20 protein-coding genes are annotated in these 21716 nt (G+C 55.1%); 13 read left to right on the forward strand and 7 right to left on the reverse strand.

Annotated elements, in window-relative coordinates:
• Positions 1–484 precede the first annotated feature (484 nt).
• The 4 genes from Mal15_RS23090 to tnpA form a co-directional block, all read right to left on the reverse strand.
• A complete protein-coding gene (locus Mal15_RS23090) occupies positions 485–775 on the reverse strand; it encodes a hypothetical protein (RefSeq protein WP_147866578.1) in 291 nt (96 codons plus the stop codon).
• On the reverse strand, positions 775–2403 hold the full coding sequence (tnpC, locus tag Mal15_RS23095) for an IS66 family transposase (RefSeq protein WP_147869924.1): 1629 nt from the start codon (positions 2401–2403) through the stop codon (positions 775–777). The genes Mal15_RS23090 and tnpC overlap by 1 nt, the downstream gene beginning before the upstream one ends.
• 86 nt (positions 2404–2489) lie before the next feature.
• Positions 2490–2852 carry an IS66 family insertion sequence element accessory protein TnpB gene (tnpB, locus tag Mal15_RS23100; protein ID WP_147869925.1) on the reverse strand — a complete coding sequence of 121 codons (363 nt, stop codon included), beginning with the start codon at positions 2850–2852 and terminating at the stop codon, positions 2490–2492.
• On the reverse strand, positions 2849–3214 hold the full coding sequence (tnpA, locus tag Mal15_RS23105) for an IS66 family insertion sequence element accessory protein TnpA (protein ID WP_147866581.1): 366 nt from the start codon (positions 3212–3214) through the stop codon (positions 2849–2851). Before tnpA ends, tnpB begins: the two co-directional genes overlap by 4 nt.
• 102 nt (positions 3215–3316) lie before the next feature.
• On the opposite strand from tnpA, the gene Mal15_RS23110 reads away from it, so the two are divergent.
• The 4 genes from Mal15_RS23110 to Mal15_RS23125 all read left to right on the forward strand — a co-directional run bounded on the left by Mal15_RS23110 (position 3317) and on the right by Mal15_RS23125 (position 6673).
• On the forward strand, positions 3317–3835 hold the full coding sequence (locus tag Mal15_RS23110) for a four helix bundle protein (protein ID WP_147869926.1): 519 nt from the start codon (positions 3317–3319) through the stop codon (positions 3833–3835).
• 135 nt (positions 3836–3970) lie between these two features.
• Positions 3971–4186: a hypothetical protein gene (locus tag Mal15_RS23115; protein WP_147869927.1), complete on the forward strand. Its 216-nt coding sequence runs from the start codon at positions 3971–3973 to the stop codon at positions 4184–4186.
• 230 nt (positions 4187–4416) lie between these two features.
• The gene (locus Mal15_RS23120) at positions 4417–5103 is read left to right on the forward strand and encodes a class I SAM-dependent methyltransferase (RefSeq protein WP_147869928.1); all 687 of its coding nucleotides are present in this window, start codon (positions 4417–4419) and stop codon (positions 5101–5103) included.
• Positions 5104–6235: 1132 nt separating this feature from the next.
• Positions 6236–6673: a DUF4279 domain-containing protein gene (locus Mal15_RS23125; protein WP_167547001.1), complete on the forward strand. Its 438-nt coding sequence runs from the start codon at positions 6236–6238 to the stop codon at positions 6671–6673.
• A gap of 645 nt (positions 6674–7318) precedes the next feature.
• On the opposite strand, the gene Mal15_RS23130 is transcribed toward Mal15_RS23125, so the two are convergent.
• Positions 7319–8742, reverse strand: a protein-coding gene (locus Mal15_RS23130; RefSeq protein ID WP_147869930.1) for an IS3 family transposase whose coding sequence is annotated in 2 segments (ribosomal slippage) — positions 7319–8388 and positions 8388–8742 — 1425 coding nt in all. Because the reading frame shifts where the segments join, the coding sequence is not laid out codon by codon here.
• 234 nt (positions 8743–8976) lie between these two features.
• Here Mal15_RS23130 and Mal15_RS23135 point away from each other — a divergent pair.
• The 9 genes from Mal15_RS23135 to Mal15_RS23175 all read left to right on the forward strand — a co-directional run bounded on the left by Mal15_RS23135 (position 8977) and on the right by Mal15_RS23175 (position 18254).
• The gene (locus Mal15_RS23135; protein WP_147867301.1) at positions 8977–10518 is read left to right on the forward strand and encodes a hypothetical protein; all 1542 of its coding nucleotides are present in this window, start codon (positions 8977–8979) and stop codon (positions 10516–10518) included.
• Positions 10519–11926: 1408 nt separating this feature from the next.
• The gene (locus Mal15_RS23140) at positions 11927–12322 is read left to right on the forward strand and encodes a hypothetical protein (RefSeq protein WP_147869931.1); all 396 of its coding nucleotides are present in this window, start codon (positions 11927–11929) and stop codon (positions 12320–12322) included.
• 661 nt (positions 12323–12983) lie between these two features.
• Complete coding sequence (locus tag Mal15_RS23145; RefSeq protein WP_147869932.1) at positions 12984–13862, forward strand: hypothetical protein; 879 nt, start codon at positions 12984–12986, stop codon at positions 13860–13862.
• A 620-nt stretch (positions 13863–14482) separates the two neighbouring features.
• Positions 14483–15040, forward strand: coding sequence for a leucine-rich repeat domain-containing protein (locus tag Mal15_RS23150; protein ID WP_147869933.1), 558 nt, complete (start codon positions 14483–14485; stop codon positions 15038–15040).
• A 16-nt stretch (positions 15041–15056) separates the two neighbouring features.
• Complete coding sequence (locus Mal15_RS23155) at positions 15057–15317, forward strand: hypothetical protein (protein ID WP_147869934.1); 261 nt, start codon at positions 15057–15059, stop codon at positions 15315–15317.
• Positions 15318–15407: 90 nt separating this feature from the next.
• A complete protein-coding gene (locus Mal15_RS23160) occupies positions 15408–15887 on the forward strand; it encodes a hypothetical protein (RefSeq protein WP_147869935.1) in 480 nt (159 codons plus the stop codon).
• A 754-nt stretch (positions 15888–16641) separates the two neighbouring features.
• Positions 16642–17232, forward strand: coding sequence for a transglutaminase-like domain-containing protein (locus Mal15_RS23165; RefSeq protein ID WP_147869936.1), 591 nt, complete (start codon positions 16642–16644; stop codon positions 17230–17232).
• Between the two features lie 137 nt (positions 17233–17369).
• On the forward strand, positions 17370–17975 hold the full coding sequence (locus tag Mal15_RS23170) for a hypothetical protein (RefSeq protein ID WP_147869937.1): 606 nt from the start codon (positions 17370–17372) through the stop codon (positions 17973–17975).
• A gap of 12 nt (positions 17976–17987) precedes the next feature.
• A complete protein-coding gene (locus Mal15_RS23175) occupies positions 17988–18254 on the forward strand; it encodes a hypothetical protein (protein ID WP_147869938.1) in 267 nt (88 codons plus the stop codon).
• Positions 18255–19302: 1048 nt separating this feature from the next.
• Here the strand turns inward: Mal15_RS23175 and Mal15_RS23180 are convergent.
• Both Mal15_RS23180 and Mal15_RS23185 read right to left on the reverse strand, forming a co-directional pair.
• On the reverse strand, positions 19303–19620 hold the full coding sequence (locus Mal15_RS23180; protein WP_147869939.1) for a hypothetical protein: 318 nt from the start codon (positions 19618–19620) through the stop codon (positions 19303–19305).
• Positions 19621–19703: 83 nt separating this feature from the next.
• On the reverse strand, positions 19704–21701 hold the full coding sequence (locus Mal15_RS23185) for an acetyl-CoA carboxylase biotin carboxylase subunit (protein WP_147869940.1): 1998 nt from the start codon (positions 21699–21701) through the stop codon (positions 19704–19706).
• Positions 21702–21716 lie beyond the last annotated feature (15 nt).

Genomic DNA, 21716 nt, shown 5'->3' on the forward strand with positions numbered 1-21716 from the left:
CCACGTGATCCGTATCGTTCTGGCATTGAATACATCGAACTCGTACTCAGGGTAAGCGTTCTATCTGCCCAGGGTGGCCTTGGTGGCGGGGGAAGCTGCCGGCGGCCAATCGCCGGCACGTAAATTCCGTGACAGCCGCTTCCTGCGTCTCTAGCACGCAGTTCATCGGCGCTGCCGTTGATGCTGCGTTTTGATCTCACTGGGGTGTCTCTGAGCTCTACTTCCGCTCGACTCCCAAGGGGCGGCGAGAAGTGCGGTCAAGGGATTCGGTCTTTTACTAAAAGAAAAACCCACTGGATCACGCATCGCATGTCACGAGGGAGTCAGGCGTCTATCGATCCACCACGGGCCACGAGAGATCAAAACGCTTTCGCGGTCTCATCGCTGGTAACCCACGGTCAGAAGACCCCTGAAGCTGGCGATAGCCTTGCTCGCCATCACGTCTGATTTCGGGTGCGCCCTAACGGAAGTGACCTGATGCAGTTCACCACATCATGTCCAGGTCCCCGTCGCCGGTTTGCTGGGCGTACTCAAGGTGGTCGCACAGGTCAGCGACCGCTTCAACATCAGAACCCGCTTTGCCTTTGACGCACGAGTGGCTCAGGTCGCCGATTAGCCACTGCAGCTCTACCCGAGTCATTCCCACTCGGCGAATCGCTTGTTCTTTCGGCCAGCGTCGTAGTGACGCCTCTAAGCGGCCCGATACATAGCCGTACTTCAGGATCAAGTCACGATGTTCACGCGTCAGTTGAATTCGCTCGGTCAGTTTCGTCATCACGCCACCCTCGCCTCACGGCGACGCACTCGACGTTGCTGTGTGGTCAGGCGTCGCGTCTTCTGCTCGGCGTCGCGGTAGGGACGGATCGACTCCGGGTGTTCCTTGCGCCACACGTCGGGAAGCAGGCGTTCGTAATCTGTGCTGCCACTTGCCAACTGACGAAGACAATCGTCCACGTAGGCCCAAACATCCAAGTGATGCCGTGCCGCCGAAGACACAAGACTATACATCGTCGCCGCCACTCGGCCTCCTCGGTTTGATCCGACGAACAACCAGTTCTTTCGACCGATCGTCAAGCGGCGAAGTTCGTTTTCCGTCGCATTGTTGTCAATCGGGATCGCGCCGTCGCCAAGGAACACCGACAACTCATCCCACTGATTCAACGCATAACGCACCGCCTTGCCGATCGAGCTCTTCGGAAGCACTCGTCGATCACCGTTCATCTGCAGCAACCAGTCATGAAGGTCGTTCATGATCGGCACCGACTCGTTCTGACGCAGTTCCAGTCGGTCGGCCGCCGAAGCTTCTCGCACGCGATCTTCAACCTTGTACAGGCCACGGTAAAACGCCAGTGCCCGCGCAGCGGCGACCGGGTCGTTCGGTCTGGCTTCGACGAACTTTCGACGTGCGTGCGCATTGCAGCACGCGGCAAAGATCTGATCCTGTGCTCCAAGATAGACTCCGTCGTTGACTCCATAAGCATCGACCACCGCGTGGCCGTGAAAATCACGAAGGAATTTTGCCGGGCCGTCGCGTCCCCGGCTTTCCGTGAAGTCGAACACGTTATACGGATGATCCTCCCCGCCTCGATACAGCCAGAATCGTGCAGTCCGCATCTTGCCCGGCAAGCTGATGTCCTGCAGGCGAACCGACGTATCATCGACACCCAGCACATCGCCTGAAACGATTCGCGACTTCATCAGTTCCACCAACACATCGGCCAATGCCGCGATGTTCGCCAGCATCCCAAACTGTGTGTTGCGAGGGATCAGCATCCCGGCGCGGGCGAAGATGTCTTCTCCGCGATAGAGCGGAAGATGATCGGCGAACTTGTTGACGATCAGTTGCGTGTAAACACCGAAGCCATAATCGCTGCCGGGGATCGGCGTTGTCAGTCCGCAGGGTTCCTCACCGGCGGGCACCTGAGCGATCGATTCTTTGCACTTGCAGCAGGCTCGTTTGTGGCGATGGATCTCCCAGACGAAAAACTCTGCCGGGATGAAATCCAATCGATTGCTGATGTCGGTGCCCACAATCGGCATCTCTTCACCACAGCACAGACAGCTTCGCTGTTCGGCCGGAACGTCCGCCTCGATGACTTTGCGTTTGAGATGATCCGGTAGCTTCTCGGACTTCTTCTTGCGACGACGCCGACGTGGCCGGATTGCTTCACCGTCTTCGACATCGTCATTCTCGGCTTGCTGAACACCTAAGTCGAACAGATGCAACTGCGAGTCATCTTCGACGTGCCGCTCAGAAGATCTGCCGAACAACTTGCTGCGATAGAGGTTCAGTTCTTCGCGGAGTTGTTCGTTGGCTTTCTGCAGTCGCTCAACCGTTTCGATCAGCTCAGCGTTGAGCCTCAATGCGCTCTGCAGGTCGTCATTGTTTTCCGAAGCAGCCATGCAGTTGTTATCGCCATCAAAACAAAAAACGCAAGGCTCTGTTGGGCCTTGCGTTGATGCTTTTTAAAAAGATTTGCTCGGCTAACTCACGCCGCTTCAGGGCGGTCGATCGAGTAGCGTTTGCGCCGTTGTGATCCTTCGATCTGCACACCGCGGAGCATCATGACCAGGCCGGCCGAGTCGATCTCGAAGCTGCCATGCTCTTTGGAGACAATCTTTTCGAAGCTTCCACTTTCGAGTCGCTTGGACCAGAGAGCCAGGCCGTCGCAGTCCCACATCAAAATCTTGACATAGTCGCGCCGACGGTTGAAAAAGACGAACAGATGCCCGGAGAACAAGTCGACCTGGAAATGTTCTTTGACGAGTCCGGACAAGCCATTGAAACTCTTCCTCATATCGGTCGCCTCGGTGTAGACAAAGATCCGCGTAGTGGGCGCAAGTGCGATCACGATGCCACCTCGCTGAGTGCCTCGACGATGTTCTTGATCAGCCTGCGTTGCTGCTCGTCGGTGGCGTTCCGGTCGAGTCGAGCAACAGCCCCGCCAGGCAATTCAATCTTCAGGCCGGTCGGTTGAGCCGCTTCCATCGCGGCGGGCAGAAGCTCAACCGCGACGAACGAGGCCGCTCGATCGCGGGGGCCTGTTGGACGATCGGGAACGCAGGATCGCAACTTCCGTCGCCACTGATAGAAGGAGGCGACCGAATAGCCTTCGCGATCACAGAAATCAGTGACGGTCAGGCCGGATTGGGCGAACCGTTCGATGCGGTCACGCCACTGCTGTGCGAGTTGAGGGTTGGGGAACTGCGGCATGGGTTTCTCCTGAAAGTGGAAAGAAACCCCTCACGCTAACCAGCCGGTCAACATGGGCAGATAGAACGCTTACCTCGTACTCCTACTCGAATCGGGGCACCAATGACCGAACCCATCTTCGATCACGATCGACTTGACGTTTACCGCCTCTCGATCGAATACGTCGCTTCATCGTTTGCGGTCGCCAAGGATTTGAACGGCTGCCATCGTCATGCACGCGATCAGTGGCTTCGCGCGGCACAGTCGATTCCGCTGAACATTGCCGAGGGCAACGGCAAACGAAGCCTCAAAGATCGAAGTCGCTTTCTCGACATCGCTCGCGGTTCGGCTTTGGAATGTGTTGCGATCCAGGACATTCTCGCTGTAACGGATGGCATTGACGACCAGCGTCACACCGAATTGAAACGGACGCTGCATCGAATCGTGTCGATGTTGACGCGATTGATCGCTCGCGGTGATGTCGTTGCCGAACTGCCTACGGAGTACAATGCTGGAGTCGATTACGAGTACCGCGATGCTGAGTACAAGTACGACGAAGGCATGAAGCCAGAACCAGGCCGTGCACCTGAGGACGGCTTGCGAGGTTTTACCAATGGAAAATCAATCGTCCGTCCCAGGTGACGGCAATCGTTCGCCCAATGGAAATTGATCAAGTGTCAACTTGGGTTGCTCCGCCGGCTTTGAACGCAACTTTGTGGCACAGCGGCTTGCTGGTTGCCCAATTGAGCAATGCGTTTCCTCATCAGGGAACTTGGTTTGCAGACTTCGATCTTCGGATTCGCAGTCGCGGTGACGCACACGCAACGCGGATACTTGAGTACATTGCGTTTTGCCAGGACTTCAACTGCCGAATCGCGAATGGCGACGATCATGATTTCACTGAATTCGATGAGTTTGTCGACGTGTCGGATTGCTCGCGATGGCACGCGTCGTTATCGGGTGGTCTATCGATACCAATGGAAGGCCAATTAGGGTTCATTGATGAGCAGGTCAGTTGGCAGCATCCGGATACCCGGCCGTCAACGGAAATGGCTGCAAACGAGTATTGGGCTTGGGTGGCCGCGAACACGAACTCAAAATCCGCGATGGAATCAGAGGGCGAACCAGACGATGCACGTGAGCCGCCGAGTTGAGTTTATTGAAGTGGTGAGTCGTTCGCGGCGACCACGTGATCGTTACCGTTACCCGACTGAATTGCATCCATGACGTATCGTGGCACTCAACAGGAATCGCGAAAGCGCTACCTTGCGACTTGCGACGCCGAGGAGGCGTCGAAATACGACGCATGGGTCAATGCAATGACCTCTGCGGATCACGACGCTTGTGTTGCTGATCTCAATCGCTGCATCGCATTTTTTGACGGCATGACTGTTCTCGACGCTGGTAGTGGCACCGGTGCGTTGTGTCTGGCGTTAGTTCGCGTTTCCGGTCTTCGCATCACCGCTCTCGAACCATGCGCAACGATGAGCAAGTTGCTTGACTCGAAGCCCGACCTGAAGTGCGTGTCGACCGTTCGGGGCTTCTGCGACCACGCGGATGATCAATCGCACTTCGACGCGGGGTCTTTCGACATGATTGCCTCGCGGCAACTTGCAAATTGCCTATTCGATCCACTTGCCGCATTTCGAAACTGGCATTTTTGGCTCCGCCCGGGTGGTACAGTTGTCGTGTTGGACGGTCTTTTTGACCGCCATGACTGGTCTGGCAGATGGGACGGCCTTGTGGACACGCTTCCACTCGCTGCTTGCCGAACTACTGCGACTGTTCCATACTTGCTCGAACAAATCGGTTTCCGCATCGACTTTGTGGGACTGATGGACTACACGAACGCTTTGCCCTCGACGCGTACGCAGCGTTTCATGGTTGCGGCTACCAAACCGAACGGGTAACCACCGGTTGCAACGGAGGCCGCGATCCAAGTCCAACGAAGTGGTGAGTCATTCGCGCGGCCCCGCTGAACCCTATCGTTACCCGACTGAATCATGCTGAACATCGTTCGCAAATTCGTCCAGAACGCATTCAGTGCAAACCCGCCACGCAGATGCTCAATCTGTGACTCGTCGCACTTCGACACCGGTCCTTTCATCGAAGGCCCAAGCGAGTTCATGGCATGCTCGCTGTGCATCTCAAAACTTCGTGATTCGATTGCATTACACGATGACTCCGTCGCGATCGCGTCCGAACACGTTGGCAACCCATACAAACCGCCGAATACTAACCTTCGATTATCCGATTGTGCATTGTGCGGCGACCACATCGCGGATGGCGTATATGCAACCATTGATCAGCGTTATTGCGTTTGTCCTTCTTGTTTGCAAATCTCGATCGATCTACTCACTGCTGACTCGCAGTCGTCTTAGGCATCGCCGGGTGGTACACTGCAGTCTTTGTGCATCGTCAAATCCTCGTCCCACAATGCGGGTAACCAGAAAATTGCACGGGAGATCGCGAGCTAGTTTACTTGGCCGTTTGAACATCGCCCGCGCGATCCCCGTGAATTTCAACGTTATGTCGCTTCATTGATCGCGTCAAATTCTTCCAATATTTGCAAGCTTTGACCGAATCACCTGTAGTTCTTACCTCCGTCACTGGGAAAAACGCATGAATAATCCATTCCTACCGGCTCTAGTCATTTTTGGGCCATTTTTCTTGCTTTTGTTGTGCTTTACCCTTACTCGAGCAAGGGACAAAGAAAACCGGGTGACTCCGAACTCCGTCAGTTTGGCAATTGGTGCGTCCCTACTTATTGGCATTTTGGGCGGTGCCGTCGTTATTACGATATGGTCACTAAACGCATAAGATTTCACTTGTTTCCTTAGCTGAATCTCCAGACGAGTACCAACTATCTTGTGATCAACGCGGCTGGCAGTCGCTCATAAAACGCCACGACATAACAAAGCCGTGAACCGGAGCACTCATTCACGCGGCAACTGAAATCAAAGCCTTCCGTTCGTGCCCGGTTACGGCGGTCGTTCCCCGACTGAAGATAGCTGGCCTCTCCCACTCCGCGAGAAATTCGAATTGACGCTGTATGATGACGAATACGCAACGTGCGTTGAAACATATGCCACGTTGCGCGTCTTCACGGGTGACGTCCCACCTGATCGGTTTACCGAATACATCGGTGTCACGCCCTCGAAGACACAAGAATTCCAAATTCGTCCCGAGGGCTGGAAGAGCCTTCCGGCTGGATGGTTTTTGACTTCGCAATCCGAAATTGATTCCCGCGACGTTCGACGCCATATTGACTTCATACTCGACCAGATCGATGCGAAGACAGACGCGTTGGCATGGATTCGAGAATCTGGCGGAATCGCGGACGTTATGTGCTACTGGGTGTCTGCTTCAGGTCAGGGCGGACCGTCGCTTTTACCGGCCCAGTCATCTAAACTTGCTGCATTGGATCTAGAAATCTGGTTTGACGTGTACTTCGACGCATCGGATGATGGCGGCGACTAGATCGCGGGGAACCATGCGATGCACCCAAGTCGCGGAGTCGTCATTTTTACCAATGAAAAATCGTTCGCCGCGACTGGGTGATCGCTGCCGTTCGTCGATAATGGTATCGAGGCGAATCTAAGATGTCGCAAAACCGAAACGACATCCGCGAAGAAAAACCAAGTATCGAACCGTTTCGATTACCCGATGTTGAAACTCCGCGACGACTTTGGCTCCCTAGGTTTTGGCGTGACTCTGGGCACTGGAACGATGCCGTTGTGTCGTGGTCAATGCTGATTACCCCCGCCATATTGCGCTCACTGAGCTACTGGATGGGATACACGACTCTTGCTCTTATTCTTCTCCCCGTGGGATATTGCTTCGGTTTTGTCCTTGGGCTGTGTTTGGCAATGATACTCAGTACCTTCTTTTCGGCGGACGGAATGTGTCAACGACATTGAGACAACTTTTGGATACTTGTTAGCAGGGCAGCCCAGCGTACGCGGGGGCCAGCCCCCGAACCCCCGGGATTTTTTTAGGCATGGCTCGGGTGTTCAATGATGTTTCTTGTGGTATCGTCGATTCGTCCGGTGAAACGGAAGATGGCTCTGCGGGGACGCAACCGTCCAAGGGATAGCCGGATCGAGGGTGCGTCAATGACGTCTCTTATGGAGCTCCGGGGCAATTCGCTTCAGGGGCTCCGATTTTTCTTTCTCTTTCCCGTTTTGGAGCGTTGATCCAGACGGCCTTGGGAAGACTCGCAGGAGTTGGGACGCCGCCCACGAATCGCTCAGGATTCTTTTGCCACGCCTCTCGAAGCGTTTCCTGTCGCTGTGCAAGGATCTCTTCGGCTTGTCCGTAGTGTAACGATGATGGTGTGAGTAGGCCGATGCCGCTGTGGTAATGCTCGTCGTTGTACCAGCTGAAAAAGTCTCGGCAGAACCCAAGTGCATCTTCATAGCACCCAAATCGCTTTGGGAATTCAGGACGATACTTCATCGTTTTAAATTGGCTTTCCGAGAACGGGTTGTCGTTGGAAACGTGGGGGCAGCTGTGTGACTTTGTGACGCCCAGCGAAGTGAGTAATTCGGCCACGGAATGGGATGTCATCGAAGGCTCACGGTCGCTGTGAAGGATCAATTGGTCGGATTGGACGCCTTGTTTTTCAATCGTCGTTTCAATGAGCTGGGTGGCCAGATCGGCGGCTTCACGATGCGCCAGCATCCAGCCGACGACGCAGCGACTGTAGATGTCCAGGATGACGTAAAGGTAATAATAGGTCCATGTTTCGGGACCCTTCAGCTTGGTGATGTCCCAAGACCAAACCTCATTGGGTCCGCTCGCCAACAGTTCCGGCTTTTGATAGTTGGGGTGTTTCAGTTGATTCCGCCGCTCGCGAGAACTCTGGTTCTCGGCGAGGATCCGATACATCGTTCGCACGCTGCACAGGTAATCGCCTTCATCAAGCAACTTCGAATAGACCTGCCGCGGTGACTGATCAGCGAAACGTTCACTGACGAGTTGATCAAGCACCGCCTTTCGTTCATCCGCTGATAGCGTTCGAGCAGGTGCAGGCCTCGGGCTCGATGGCCGATCGGGATCACGACGACGGTAAAACGTCGCTCTGGAAACGTTCAGTGCCCGACACGCGGCGGCGACGCCGACGCGTTTGCTAAGCCCTTCGGCTGCTTTCAGTCTGTCTTCTCGGGTGATCGCGTCTGCATCATCTCCGAGACTTTTTTTTGGACGTCAATGATCAACTCCGCCTGACGGAGTTTCTCTTTCAAGCGTTCATTCTCACGCCTCAGATCAGCGAGTTCCTTTGCCGCTGACGCCTTTTTGGGTGATGCTGCTCGATTGGATTTTTTCGATGATGACAATGGTTCTTCCCGAAGTTGACGACGCCAGCGTCCTACCACTGACGAGTAAAGCCCTTCGCGTCGCAGCAGGGCTCCGATTTCACCAGGCTCGGTACACCGTTCGGCCTCGAGCGCGATGCGGCGTTTGTACTCGGCAGTAAAGCGACGACGGCTCGCTTTCTCAGTCACCTCAGGATTTTTCTCAACTTTTTTGTCAGCGTTCTCGGTCATGCAAAATGCTCCGTGCCCTCAACTCTGAAAAACTCAAAGTTGTCTCACGCATGTTGGCACGTCGCAGCCTTCGGCCGCAACCAAACGATCCGGCCTCCATGACCGTTCAGAATGCCGGGGGATTTTCCCAGGCATTGCTCGGGTGTTCAAGGAGCGGCCAAATGGTTGCAATCTGCGGCACCTTCCGCAATCCTTGCTATTTACATGGTTGGCGTTTTACGCTGGGAGGGTGACATGGAACGATTCATCGAACGACACGATCAACGCATCATCGGTGTTTTGTCGGGATTCGACCGGATCCTTTTTCGTGGGACCATACGTGCGTTGAGTTACTTGGACGGGATGGATAAGTATTTGAACGTACATGGCGTCCTCTACAAACATTTCGGCGGTTTCGTCCAACGCATCTCAGACAGAATCAAGGAACACGCCGCTGAATACGCTGAAGCGCATGGCCGGCCGTTCCGATACTTAACGTCTTCATCCATTTCCAAAGAAGACTGCGCGCGAAGCATCATGGAGCAAGACTCCATTCAGCAAGGATTAGTTTGCGTTTTGTCATGTGTGGAATCGTGCCAAACCTACGAGCTTCATAAAGATCCGAAAGGAAAACGTCTTGAATTGGCGCATGCCCGAAGGAAATGCTTGTTCCTCTATTTCTACTTCGTCGACCGGGAATTTGGCCTGATGCACGTCCGACTTCAGACTTGGCTTCCCATGACTATCCAGGTTTGTTTGAACGGGCGTGAATACCTTGCAGGTCGACTGGATAAGGCTGGCATCGGCTACAACAAACAGGGCAATTGCTTTACCCATATTGATGACCTTGCCAAGGCCCAGCAGATGATTGACGATCTTCACAAGCGAAACTGGGTACAGTTCCTGAATGCGTTGGCCCGTCGGTTCAATCCCTGGCTCAAACTGAAAAGTCAGCTGAAGTTCCCCGCGTATTACTGGACCATGCGCGAAAGTGAATACGCGACTGATGTGATGTTTGCGAATGAGGCTTCACTTAATGCGATCTACCCTGCTCTTGTCAATCATGCAGTTCAGCACTTCGGCTGTCGCGATGTGATGCGATTTATGGGCCGTCGCTTTCATCGTGATTTCAACGGGGAAGTGACAAGCGATGTGAAGCATCGTGTGGAAGGAGTAAGGATAAAACACTGGGTCGATGAGAACTCGATCAAAATGTACGACAAGGCGGGCAGCGTACTGAGAATCGAAACCACGATTAACAATCCGAGACGCTTCAACGTTCGAAGAAAAGCGACCCGTGGCGGCGAAGTTGTTGTTGCATGGTTTCCGATGCGAAAGAGCGTCGCCGACGTTGCACGGCGTGTGGAAATATGTCACGCCGCGAATGAGCGCTATCTTGAGGCACTCGCTGTCGTAGGAGAATCATCTCCCGCGCACAAGATACTTGATCCAGTAAGTCGCCGGATTTTCCGTCAGGGACGACCATATCGGGGGCTACGCCCGATCGAACCGGACGAAGTTCGCATGTTCTCGGTTCTGCAGGAAGGGACGTTCCTCTTGCAAGGGTTCCGCAATAAAGACCTACGGTCAAGGCTCTTTCCACATGTCAATCGTAATGACAAAGAGCGGAAGCGGGCGGCTGGGCGTATCACTCGGTTGCTACGGTTGCTTCGCGCACACGGATTGATCCGAAAAGTTTCAGGCACGTTCTACTATCGAATAACACAAAAAGGGCAGAAACTTATGACGACGGCTCTGAAACTTCGCGACACCGAACTCCTCGAATTGAGCGCTTAATCTTTGTTGTCAAAACAAGCTTTCACGGGTTTGTTATACAGAGGGGCACTCCGGCGGAAGAGCCGATGCTCAAATTCTCTGTTCAAGAAGCTCGGAGTCGGCGGGAAACCCGATTGGGTTTTGCTCTGATCGGCACGGCAAGCTGGCGACGCCAGAGCCAACGGCCGTCGCTGTCGGTCACACCTTGCTCATCGACCGACACGATCCGGTTGTCACTGATCGCGACACGATAGACACAAAACGTAGAGATCGTTTCCAGCGTTGGGTGACACGATTCGCAGGTGATTTTGAATCGCAGAGTCGCAGAGGACGCAGAGGTGCGAAATTGAGCGTGTCATCCTCTGCGCTCTCTGCGCCTCAGCGTTTTAATCTCCCCCCGCTGCCTTCATCTTGGGCGCGTGGATCTATTGCTACCCATCAACGGGAGGCAGGCTTCGATGTCGAATGAGCGGCCAGCGTTGAAGTTCATCTGACCGGCCATCGCGTCGATCGTCGGGGGGGCGGGGGAATCAAGCTCGCGCCAGCTTCTTGAATCTCCTGGCCGCAGGTCATCCGCGTTGTGTTTTGGTCGACGTCCTGATCTCACGTGGCCCATCGAGTAAGCCAACGGCGCATGGCTTCCCCGCTGGCACGCGTCGGGCGGTCCGAGAGGTTCTTTGTTGACTACGAGACGAAACCGGCCCCCGAAACCGCACCCGAATCAAACGCCAACACTGGCACGCGGCAACTGCAGCTATTCTAATTGCGGTCGACCCGAACCCGGCCAAGTCGAGCCGACAAACTTCAACGCACGATCTATCCGGGCACGAGACGTGCCCGGATAGATCGCATTTCGTTACCCGAATTGGTTCAAACGTAGTACGAATCGCTGATGAAAACCGAGCGATTTCACGAGGCGACGTTGATCACTGTTTTTCGAGGCAAACGCTGGCGACGACATTCTGTTCAGCGATTGCCACTGATAGCAACTGCAGTTTTGTTTTGTGTTGCGGTTATGACTGTCTACCTGCTTTTACATCCAACATCGATGACGGATGACGCTTTGTCACTGGTTGCATTAACAGGACTCGCTTCGACGGCCACGTTTGTCTCATACAAGCTTCTTCCAAGGCTCGTAGTTTGCGCAAATGCTCAATTTTACTTGGAGGCTCCCGGTTGCTCTGCGATATGCATGAACCCAAACCACGAAACGGATGTCCGCATTCGGAGAATCAATGATCGGCTCGTGTACATATCGACGACGGATGGTAAATTCGAGCTGATTGCTCATCGGCAACGCTTGGCTGATACTGAATCGGGTAACAATCGCGTGCACCCGAGTACGCGAGTTGGGCGGTCTCGAAGTTGAACATTTTCCGCGCGTACCGGGTGACGCGTGACGTTATTTGACTCAAACAGGGCGAAACCAATGCCTTTCGTTTCTGGAACGTCTGACACGGAGCTTGACTTCGACATGCTTGTTAAACGTCTCTGTGAAGCCTTTCCCGAGACAACTGTGATTTCCGAAGACTATTACGCCGATCGTTTGCGGCTGGAAAAGGCGATTGCGCGGCAACTCGGAATGGCAGATGATTGTGCACCAATTCGCTGTACCGAAAGAGTTGCACGCGAGCATGGGACGCAAAGGCACCTGTCTATTCCAATCTCCAGCGATACGAAGCTAGATACACGAATTGACAAGATGGGGATTTTGGCCGTCGGCGGACAGGATACGGAGCAATGTCGCACGGATATCGGAAAGCTGGTCGACATCCTGACGTCGTTTCTGTTGAAAATCCAAACAAGCTGGGGCAACGTCAAATAACCATGCGATGATGACGGAGCGGCGGAGTCGTGGTTATTGAAGTGGTCGATCACCCGCCGCCGCACGCATATCGCTAACGTTCACGCTCTCGGCTGCTTGAAACGGGTTCCGAGATTAGCGTTCATTCGCTTGGATTAGCGGTTGGTGTTTTCGGCGTTTTGGCACCGCTAATGAACACCGATGAACGCTAATGCCAGTACCCGAGCTTGCGGGCACCGGGATTCATCAGACCTCTGTTTCCTGTTATTCGCTCCTGAAGTCATGGTTCGACAGGTGCGCTGACATACTTGCTGGAAGGGCCTCACGCAAAGTCGCCAAGCCGCAAAGCTTTGCCCCCGCTTCTTTGCGGCTTGGCGTCTTTGCGTGATTCTTGTCTCACTTGGTGCACGGTCGACTCGGCCGAATTCGACAAGCCGACGCCTGTCGAATGCAACGCTGACAGCCGACGCCTGATGCGCCGACTGCTGTTTGGAGACTCGATTTTCCTCGGCGATTCCGGTCGAGTACACTGGCCACCAGTGACGATGGTTCAAGCTGTCGTCGTGGCCGATCCGCGTGAACCAAGTGGTGCACCGCAGTCGGCGAGTCGAGTTTGTTTTAAAATCAGGTCGATCACGCCGACGCGGTGACGACGTCCGTTATTTGCAATAGGTGATGCTCGATGGGCGAACGCATCGCTGGCACCTTGATCTCTGTCGCTGCGGTTTTGCTTTCGATCCATGCCTCACTTGGCCGTGTGTTCGGTTTCCACCGTAGCATTCCGTGGAGCGGCGGGGGCAACATGACAATGGTCGGCGAAATCTCGCTGGCTGGATTCATTGGATCCGTTGGCGGCGGAATCGCTTCTGGTCACCCTGTCTTTTTCTTAACAGCACTGCCGTGTTGGCTTGTTGGATTTCTCTCGCAGTCGCGTGCGAATCGTCGTTTCCAACGAGACGAAGAACAGCTCCGTACGGAGAACGCAAAACTGTACCCAGGCGTGTTTGACATTGACCCACCGCAATGCATGGATGTCGATACCACACCACTTGTCGATGTCTATGATTGTGATTCATGTGTCTTGATTGGACGAATTGGCTCGATGCACATTCGCGACTTAATTCATGCAACTGCGGACATGCCCGACCAAGGGCCAAACGACATATTCGTGATCGAGGAAATGGTCGAACCGCCCGCGTTGCCGGAATCAAACGAATTGCATTCGTTCTTGCAGCCACACTTTGGCTCGCGGGGGCACGCGGTGTTGCGCTGGATCCCAGTGCAGGAAAGCAAAAAAACAATAAGAATTTTACATCGCGTGAATGACGAGCGGTGTCTCTCTCTGATCTCTGTTTGCAGCCGAAGGGTAGCGTCCACTCCGGCGGAAGAGCCGATGCTCAAATTTTCTGTTCAAGAAGCTCGGAGTCGGCGAAAAACCCGATTGGGTTTTGCTCTGATTGACACGGCAAGCTGGCGACGTCAGAGCCAACGGCCGTCGCTGTCGGTCACGCCTTGCTCATCGACCGACACGATCCGGTTGTCACTGATCGCGACACGATAGACGCAACACGTAGAGATCGTTTCCAGCGTTGGGTGACACGATTCGCAGGTGATTTTGAATCGCAGAGTCGCAGAGGACGCAGAGATGCGGAATTGAGCGTGTCATCCTCTGCGCTCGCTGCGTCTCAGCATTTTGATCTCCCCCCGCTGCCTTCATCTTGGGCGCGTGGATCTATTGCTACCCATCAATGGGAGGCAGGCTTCGATGTCGAATGAGCGGCCTGCGTTGAAGTTCATCTGACCGGCCATCGCGTCGATCGTCGGGGGGCGGGGGAATCCAGCTCGCGCCGGCTTCTTGAATCTCGTGGCCGCAGGTTATCCGCGTTGTGTTTTGGTCAACGTCCTGATCTCACGTGGCCCATCGAGTAAGCCAACGGCGCATGGCTTCCCCGCTGGCACGCGTCGTGCTGTCCGAGAGTTTTTTTCCTACGAGACGAAACCGACCCCCTAAACCGCATCCGAATCAAACGCCAACGCTGGCATGCGGCAACTGCATCTATTCTAATAGCGGTCGACCCGAAGCCGGCCAAGTCGAGCCGAAAAACTTCAACGCATGATCTATCCCGGCACGTCCCGTGCCCGGATAGATCGCCTTTCGTTCTGCAATTGAAGAGGTGAAGATTGCGTTTCAGCTTGAAGGCCGCACTGGCATTCGTGGCGATCTCATCAATCTTGTTCGTGTTGGTTGAGCGGCAAACTCGCGATTGGCGTGCCCATCAACAGCTGATCGGTGAAATCGCGGCCTTTGGCGGTTCCGATCCAACAATTAAGGATGACTTTACGGTTACATGGATCACCATAGAAGACCGAATCACTTCGCAGATTCCCGATCGCTTTTCCGTTTTGGAAACTCTCTATTGCTCTGACTCCAATGTGGCTGATGAAGACCTTCGCTTTCTCGATGGTGTTGACGAGATAGTTGTGCTTCACTTGGATGGAACCCAAATCACTGATGCAGGATTGCCACATCTATCCAAGATTGGGCGCCTGAACGCCATTCTCTTCGACGATACCTCCATTTCTGATGACGGGATGGAATTATTGGCATCGGTAAAGTTTAAACTCGGTGTTGTCTTATCGGGTACCCAGGTGACGCAATCCGGCGTAGACCGGCTTAAGGAGTTGCGTCCCGAGATCTACGTGATACATGACGAATTGGGGCTCGACGGATACGAGTAGAATACAGGACGATGCGATGCAGGACGAGTCGCCCGAGTCGTGGTTCTTGAAGTGGAAAGTCATCCTCGCGTCCTTGGTGATGTACGCCGCTGCGGCGATGAGAGTTGGGGTCGATGAAACGCAGCAACCGCCCGCAGTTTTCGATCGCGTCGTTACTGATGCAGACGTTGTTTGCGGCTACGTTCATCTCAAAAGCCAGCGACAAACCGGCGTCATCTTTTTTGCCATCCCATTTTTTGACCACCACTCCTTCCGATTCGTTTGCCATAATGTTTGACAGCAAGGAATGGTGAGAACCTCCGTGCCTCGAGGTTGTCGATGCGTCGCACGGTGTTCCAGCAAGAAGCACTCGTATTAACATCACTCAATGAAGCAGGCCTTCTACATCTTGCTTGCCACCGGGGCATGTGCGATTGCGGGAACGCTCCTTGCTTGGCTGCACGGCGGTCAACAGGAAGATGTCGGCAGTGCGATTGCAGGCGGTGCCGGATTCGTGATGGCCAACGGCATTGCGATTCGTTTTCGCGGCTCCAAAGTCATCGGCGATTCGCACAGCGAGACGTTTTCCGGTATCGCATCTCCGGAGTTAGGCTTCGCGTATGGTGTGTTCGCAATCGCCTATTTCGCGTTTGTGGGATGGCTTACGGGTTTTCTTCACGATCATGGCGACTTTGCGGGGACTGTTTGCGGTGGTTTTGGAGGATTCATTTTGGCCATCATCGTTCCTGCCATTCACCGTTCTTCATTCATGGCAGCAGGAAGGAAACTGCAACTATCGCTTTCCGTGATTGCGCTGGGCGCGCTGCTCACGATCGTATGGGCGATGTACAAGCACGAATTCCTGTAGAACCTGATCGCGGATCACCATGCCGTCCAACGGAGTACGGCATCACGCGTTCGCAAATGGAGAATCAACGCGTCGGCCCCCGGTAGCGGCGGACGTTCACGCTCGCTGGGTGCCGCAATTTCCGGTGTGCGATTCGTGCTCATCTGAGGTTAATGCTGCGGGATCGCGGAACACAGACGAACGCAGATGATTCCGCTGTGACTTGCAGCACGGATTCAATACAATGAAGAGTCAGACGAACCGTTTGTGTACACGGACGCCGATGGTAGCTCTGTGCAGAGTGAATTCCCACAGCCGCCTGATCGACTGCGCGACGGGATGATCGAATCACTCTTCATCGACACGCTTGACGGCCATCCAATCAGGCGACCGTTCCGCCGCATTGTTCGGCGATGCCCGGGGGGAACCTGCCGTGGGAAGCTTTCCGTCCCCGACACGGACAACGAAATCGAGTCGGAATGGTTACTCGATGTTGATGGTCGATCAGCGACATTTATCTTACTAGGGACCACGCCTTACGTGCCACGCTGGAAGGCAAGATAGCAAGGCCGTGAACCTGCGCAGTGAAGCCGAGCCGTGAGACGCCCAGCCGCAACGATTCAAGCCCTGACCTTTGAGGCCTTGGGCATTGCGTGGCCGGCATCGCAACTGTCAAATTGGTCTGTCATCCATTCGTCACGCCACATGGGTTGACGTCGAAGATTTGGGCCGAGATCCCGTGTTCCGAATGTTTTGAACCACTGCACGTTTTTCAATGAAAAGCAATTTGGAAAACTATCTGAGACCAACCTCGATCGTCGACTGTGCGGATCCGGCGATTCGGAAACTCGCGACGGGTCTCGCGGGCGATGCGGCGCCCCTGACGGCAGCCTCTCGCTGTTTTCAATGGGTTCGCGACGAGATTCGCCACAGTGGCGATTTCGGGGATCGCCGCGTGACAATGATCGCGTCCGACGTCTTGCGGCATCGAACCGGGCTTTGTTACGCAAAGAGTCATTTGCTGGCCGCGATGCTGCGTGCAATCAACATTCCTTGCGGCTTTGCCTATCAGCGTTTGGCCGACGACCAATCGAAATCTGGATTCTGTTTACATGGATTGAACGCGGTTTGGCTGGAGGAGTTTGGCTGGTATCGGGTGGATCCGCGGGGCAATCGGCCCGGCCTGTCCACCAGCTTCGATCCACCCCGCGAACACCTTGCGTTTGTGCCCCAGCAGAATGGCGAGCGGACGATTGAGCAAGTATTCAGTGACCCGCTGCCGGTGGTCGTCGAATGTCTGTCAAAGTACAATGACGTCTCGGAACTCTGCAGCGACTTGCCCGATTGCTTTGCCGAACCAACGTGAGCTAGTCCGAGGGCGCCGCAGAATGGGATACTGGGTTTCTTTTTAGGATTCTGATCGAAGATGAATCTGGCGAAATCGAGTCTGTTCCTGGCCTTTGATCGCTGACGCGTCACTCCTTATTCTCAGACCGATGATCCATGCTCGCACTGCGATTCCTCGCGATCTTCACCTGGGTCTGCATTCTTGATTGTTGTGCAGACGACGCTGCGGGTGTTCCGCGTTTTGAAGCGCTCGCCCGTCTGCTGCAGGCGGCTCACACGACGGATCTTCCCGTCGTTGACCGTGTCGACATTCTTGCGTTTTCATTCTCCGATCCAGAAGACGATCCTTCCGATCCGGAAACCGAAACGTTTCTCGTTCGGCCAGCGTCACCGGTCGTGCCCGATGGGACCGCCACGATTCCATCACCTGAGATCTCCGTCACGGCACACGCCTCGACGGTGGTCAAAGGCAAGGACGCCAAACGAATCGCTGACGATTGGCGATCACTCCGTTTTCAGCCGAACGGCGCATTCTGTCACGTGCCCACCTATGGCCTTCGCTTCTACCGTGACGGCACGGTGATTTTTAGTGTTTCGATTTGTTGGAAATGCCACAATTTCTACATGCCCGTGATCGATCCCCGGACCGGACAAGCTTCAGTAGCGTTGTATGGGTTTGACGACAATGCCGCTGCAAAGAAACTGCTGAATGACCTACGTCGTTTGGTTCCACACCCGAAAATCCGTCATCCTCGCCTTTGATCGGCGATCGAATTGCTGGTCTCGATTGTGGTAGGGTTCGCGATCATCCAGAATTCTGCGCCCCCCAGAAACCGAGCGCTCCACGTAGGAACACGCATTGTTTCTGGCGTGGTCTTCGCTTCGATGGTCATGAACACCCAGCGGCTCGCAGGTTGGATTCTCGACTCGACTCATTTGCAGTTCAGCGGCAACATTGATGTTGCCGTCTTGGTGTTAGCGATCAGTATCGCCGGTGCGTGCGTCATCGAACGCTCAATGCGTCGTGTGTTCTCGACGTGAATTTTCATTGTGTGACCAGACGAGCAAAACGATCAAACGAAGACGCGGAGGCTGACGGGGATGTCATCCTCGGGCATCATGACGGTGCTTACCGAGACTCTGCACTTCGGCTGGGTGCGCCGTCAGGTTTTCCCTGCTCGATAGGCGTCTTCGATACCTGGCAATCCCCCTCACCCCCGGCCTCTCTCCCCCGAAAACCGGATCGCTGAAGCTCGCCGGTTTTTGGGGGCGAGGGGAGCCAGTGTGAATTGGGTGGTCTCGCAAAGAGGCGGGGCAACGATTGTCGCTTGGCAACGCTGCCTTGGCGATCAAGCCTACGATGTTCATCGCAAAGTCGAGCCACGCCCGGAAGAGGAGATGGAGATTGAGCGACCAACAGAACATCGGTGCGGCTCGGAGATGCTAACTTGGTGCTCGTAATTCGTGATAACGAAATAATCATTGGCATCGGTCGGGCGAGACGAACCGGCGTCCGAAACGTCGGCCGAAAGTTGGGAATTTTGGCTACGATGATGACTGCCCGTCGGAATGCTCCTGTTGATCCGGACTTGTGATAATCTTTGTTGACCAGACGAACGGCGTTGTGTACTTCCTGATGAACGTCTAAAGCAGGCGTTGAACTCGATCAAATGCATGCTTGCCGAATACTCGCGATCTTACTGTTCGTTGCGGTCGGATGTGATTCGGGAGGCGGCGGTGCTCAAACTGATAGTAAACAAAGGCTCTGAACCAGTGCAAAATCCATATCAAGCTCCTGGAAACCCGGCCGAGGCTGATTCTCGAAACTCACCATCGAGCGTGTCGAAGAACAAGACGTTCTGGGGATTCATTGGCTCCGTGGTGATGTGGGGATTGACAGCGGTCGTTCTCCTTACTGTGGGGTGGCCATTTGCGATTGCTTATGCCGTGTTCTGGAACAACAACAAGGAAAGATTAGCTGAAAAAGAGCGTCTGGAGCAGAACGTGCACGCGTGCCCATCGTGTCGTCGAGAATTGGCGAGGACGTCGCGCATTTGCCCGAAATGTGGGTGTCGATTCGCGTGATCGATCACTGCCCCAATCTAGCGCCGACCATAAAGCCCTTGACGAGCGCGGCGAGAACCGAGGCCAGCGGAATGAGCCAAATGAGTCGATTGCTCTTTTCCGTTTGGGGTTCGGCAAGGTCGGTCGACGAAGGGAGGAAGGTTTCATCCTCGTCTTTCTTTCGAGTCAACACGTGGAAACAGACGCCGACGCCAAGTCCGCCGATGGTGCAGAAGACCATTTGCATGATGACTTCCACTAGCATGGAAGTCCCTCCAACCGTGCCGATCAGCACGCCAACAAATAATCCGACACTGCCACCGACAATAAGCGCTTTTAGCATTTAACAATCACCCACAATAAGAGACGAATCACACGAAGGGACATAGTCTGCCTTCATTCTGTCAGCCACGGGGCCAGCTTGCGTTAGCCGCCCGGTGATTCGAATTCCAAGATCGGTTGATCAACGGCCAGTGTATCGCCGATGTTGGCCAGGACCTTGGCGACGCGTCCCTGGCGTTCGGCGCGGAGCACGTTTTCCATCTTCATCGCTTCGATCACCGCCAGGTCCTGTCCGGCGTGGACCTCGATCCCCTCTTCGACTCTCAGCTGCGTCAACAGGCCGGGCATCGGCGAGAGCAAAAAACGGCTCATGTCTGGCGGCTCTTTGACCGGCATGCAGGCGAGCAGGTCCGCCGCCCGCGGCGTCAGGACCATGATGTCGATCTGGGAACCCCAGTGGAACAGGCTGTAATGCATGTTGCGGCGTTCGACTTGAATGCAGACGGTTTCGCCGTTGACGGTGCCTTTGAACAAAGGCTTGCCGAATTGCCAGTCGCTGATCACGCGGTAGGTGTCGGTGCCGTAGGTGACCTCATGGCCGTCGGGACAGGGTCGCATCACGACCGGCGACTGCTCGCCATTGAGCACGATGACCCAGTTGTCGGGGATGCTTCGTTCATAACCAGGCAATTGGCCACTGATCCCGGCGGCCCGGTCCATGTAGCGGCGATGGATGGCCGCCGCGACCACGATCAGCAAAGCGGGATTCTCGTGCACCAAATCCGACGGTTGGAATCCATCGGGGTACTCTTCGGCGATCAGATTGGTGCTGATCATCCCCGAGCGGAATCGCGGGTGTTCGATCAACGCCGCCAGAAAGCTGATGTTGTGCGACACGCCGCGGATATAGAACTCATTGAGCGCCTCGCGCATGTGGGCGATGGCGATATCACGCGTCGTTCCGTAGGTGATCAGTTTGGCGATCATCGGATCGTAGTGCATCGAGATTTCGGCGCCTTCATAGACACCGGTATCGACGCGAACGAGCTCGTTTTCCGGCGGCGGGCTGTAGCGCACCAGCCGTCCGATCGAGGGCAGAAAACCACGCAACGGATCCTCCGCATACACCCTGGCCTCGATCGCCGACCCACGCAGACTGACGTCCGACTGGGACAGCGGTAACTCCTCGCCGGCCGCGACGCGGATCATCAATTCGACCAGGTCCAGCCCCGTCACGTATTCGGTCACCGGGTGTTCGACTTGCAACCGGGTGTTCATTTCCAAGAAGTAGAAATTGCGGTCGTTGTCGACGATGAATTCCACCGTCCCGGCCGATTCGTACTGGACCGCGCGGGCCAGCGCCACCGCCTGGTCGCCCATCGCCGCGCGTGTCTTGGCGTCCAAGAAGGGCGAGGGGGCTTCTTCGATGACCTTTTGGTGACGTCGTTGGAGCGAACATTCGCGTTCGCCCAGGTGGATGACGTTGCCGTATCGGTCGGCGATCACCTGGATCTCGATGTGTCGCGGTTGTTCGATGAATTTTTCGATGAACACACGGTCGTCGCCGAAGGAGGTTTTTGCTTCACCGCTGGCCCGCTGGAATCCGTCGCGGCACTCGTCGTCGTTGCGGGCGATCCGCATCCCCTTGCCGCCTCCCCCGGCGCTGGCTTTGATCATCACCGGGTAGCCGATGTCCTGGGCGATCGCGACAGCAGCGTCGGGCGAAGCGATGATGTCGGCGTGCCCCGGGACGGTATTGACGCCGGCGTCGTGGGCCAGTTTCTTGGACGTGATCTTGTCGCCCATGTTTTTGATCGCGTGGACGTTGGGACCGATGAACGTGATCCCGGCTTCCGCCAACTGCTGCGCGAAAGCGGCGTTCTCGGACACAAATCCATAACCCGGGTGAACCGCCTGGGCGCCGGAGTCGCGACAGGCAGCGATCAGTTTGTCGATCACCAGATAGCTTTCCGCCGACGGTGGCGGCCCGATCGGAACGGCTTGGTCGGCCATGGAGACGTGCAGCGCATCACGATCGGCTTCGGAATAAACCGAGACCGTTTCGATCCCCATCTTGCGGGCCGTCTTGATGACGCGGCAAGCGATCTCGCCACGATTTGCGATCAGAATTTTGTTGAACATGTTTCTTGATTTGAC

Source organism: Stieleria maiorica (genome assembly GCF_008035925.1).
Taxonomy (GTDB): Bacteria; Planctomycetota; Planctomycetia; order Pirellulales; family Pirellulaceae; genus Stieleria; species Stieleria maiorica.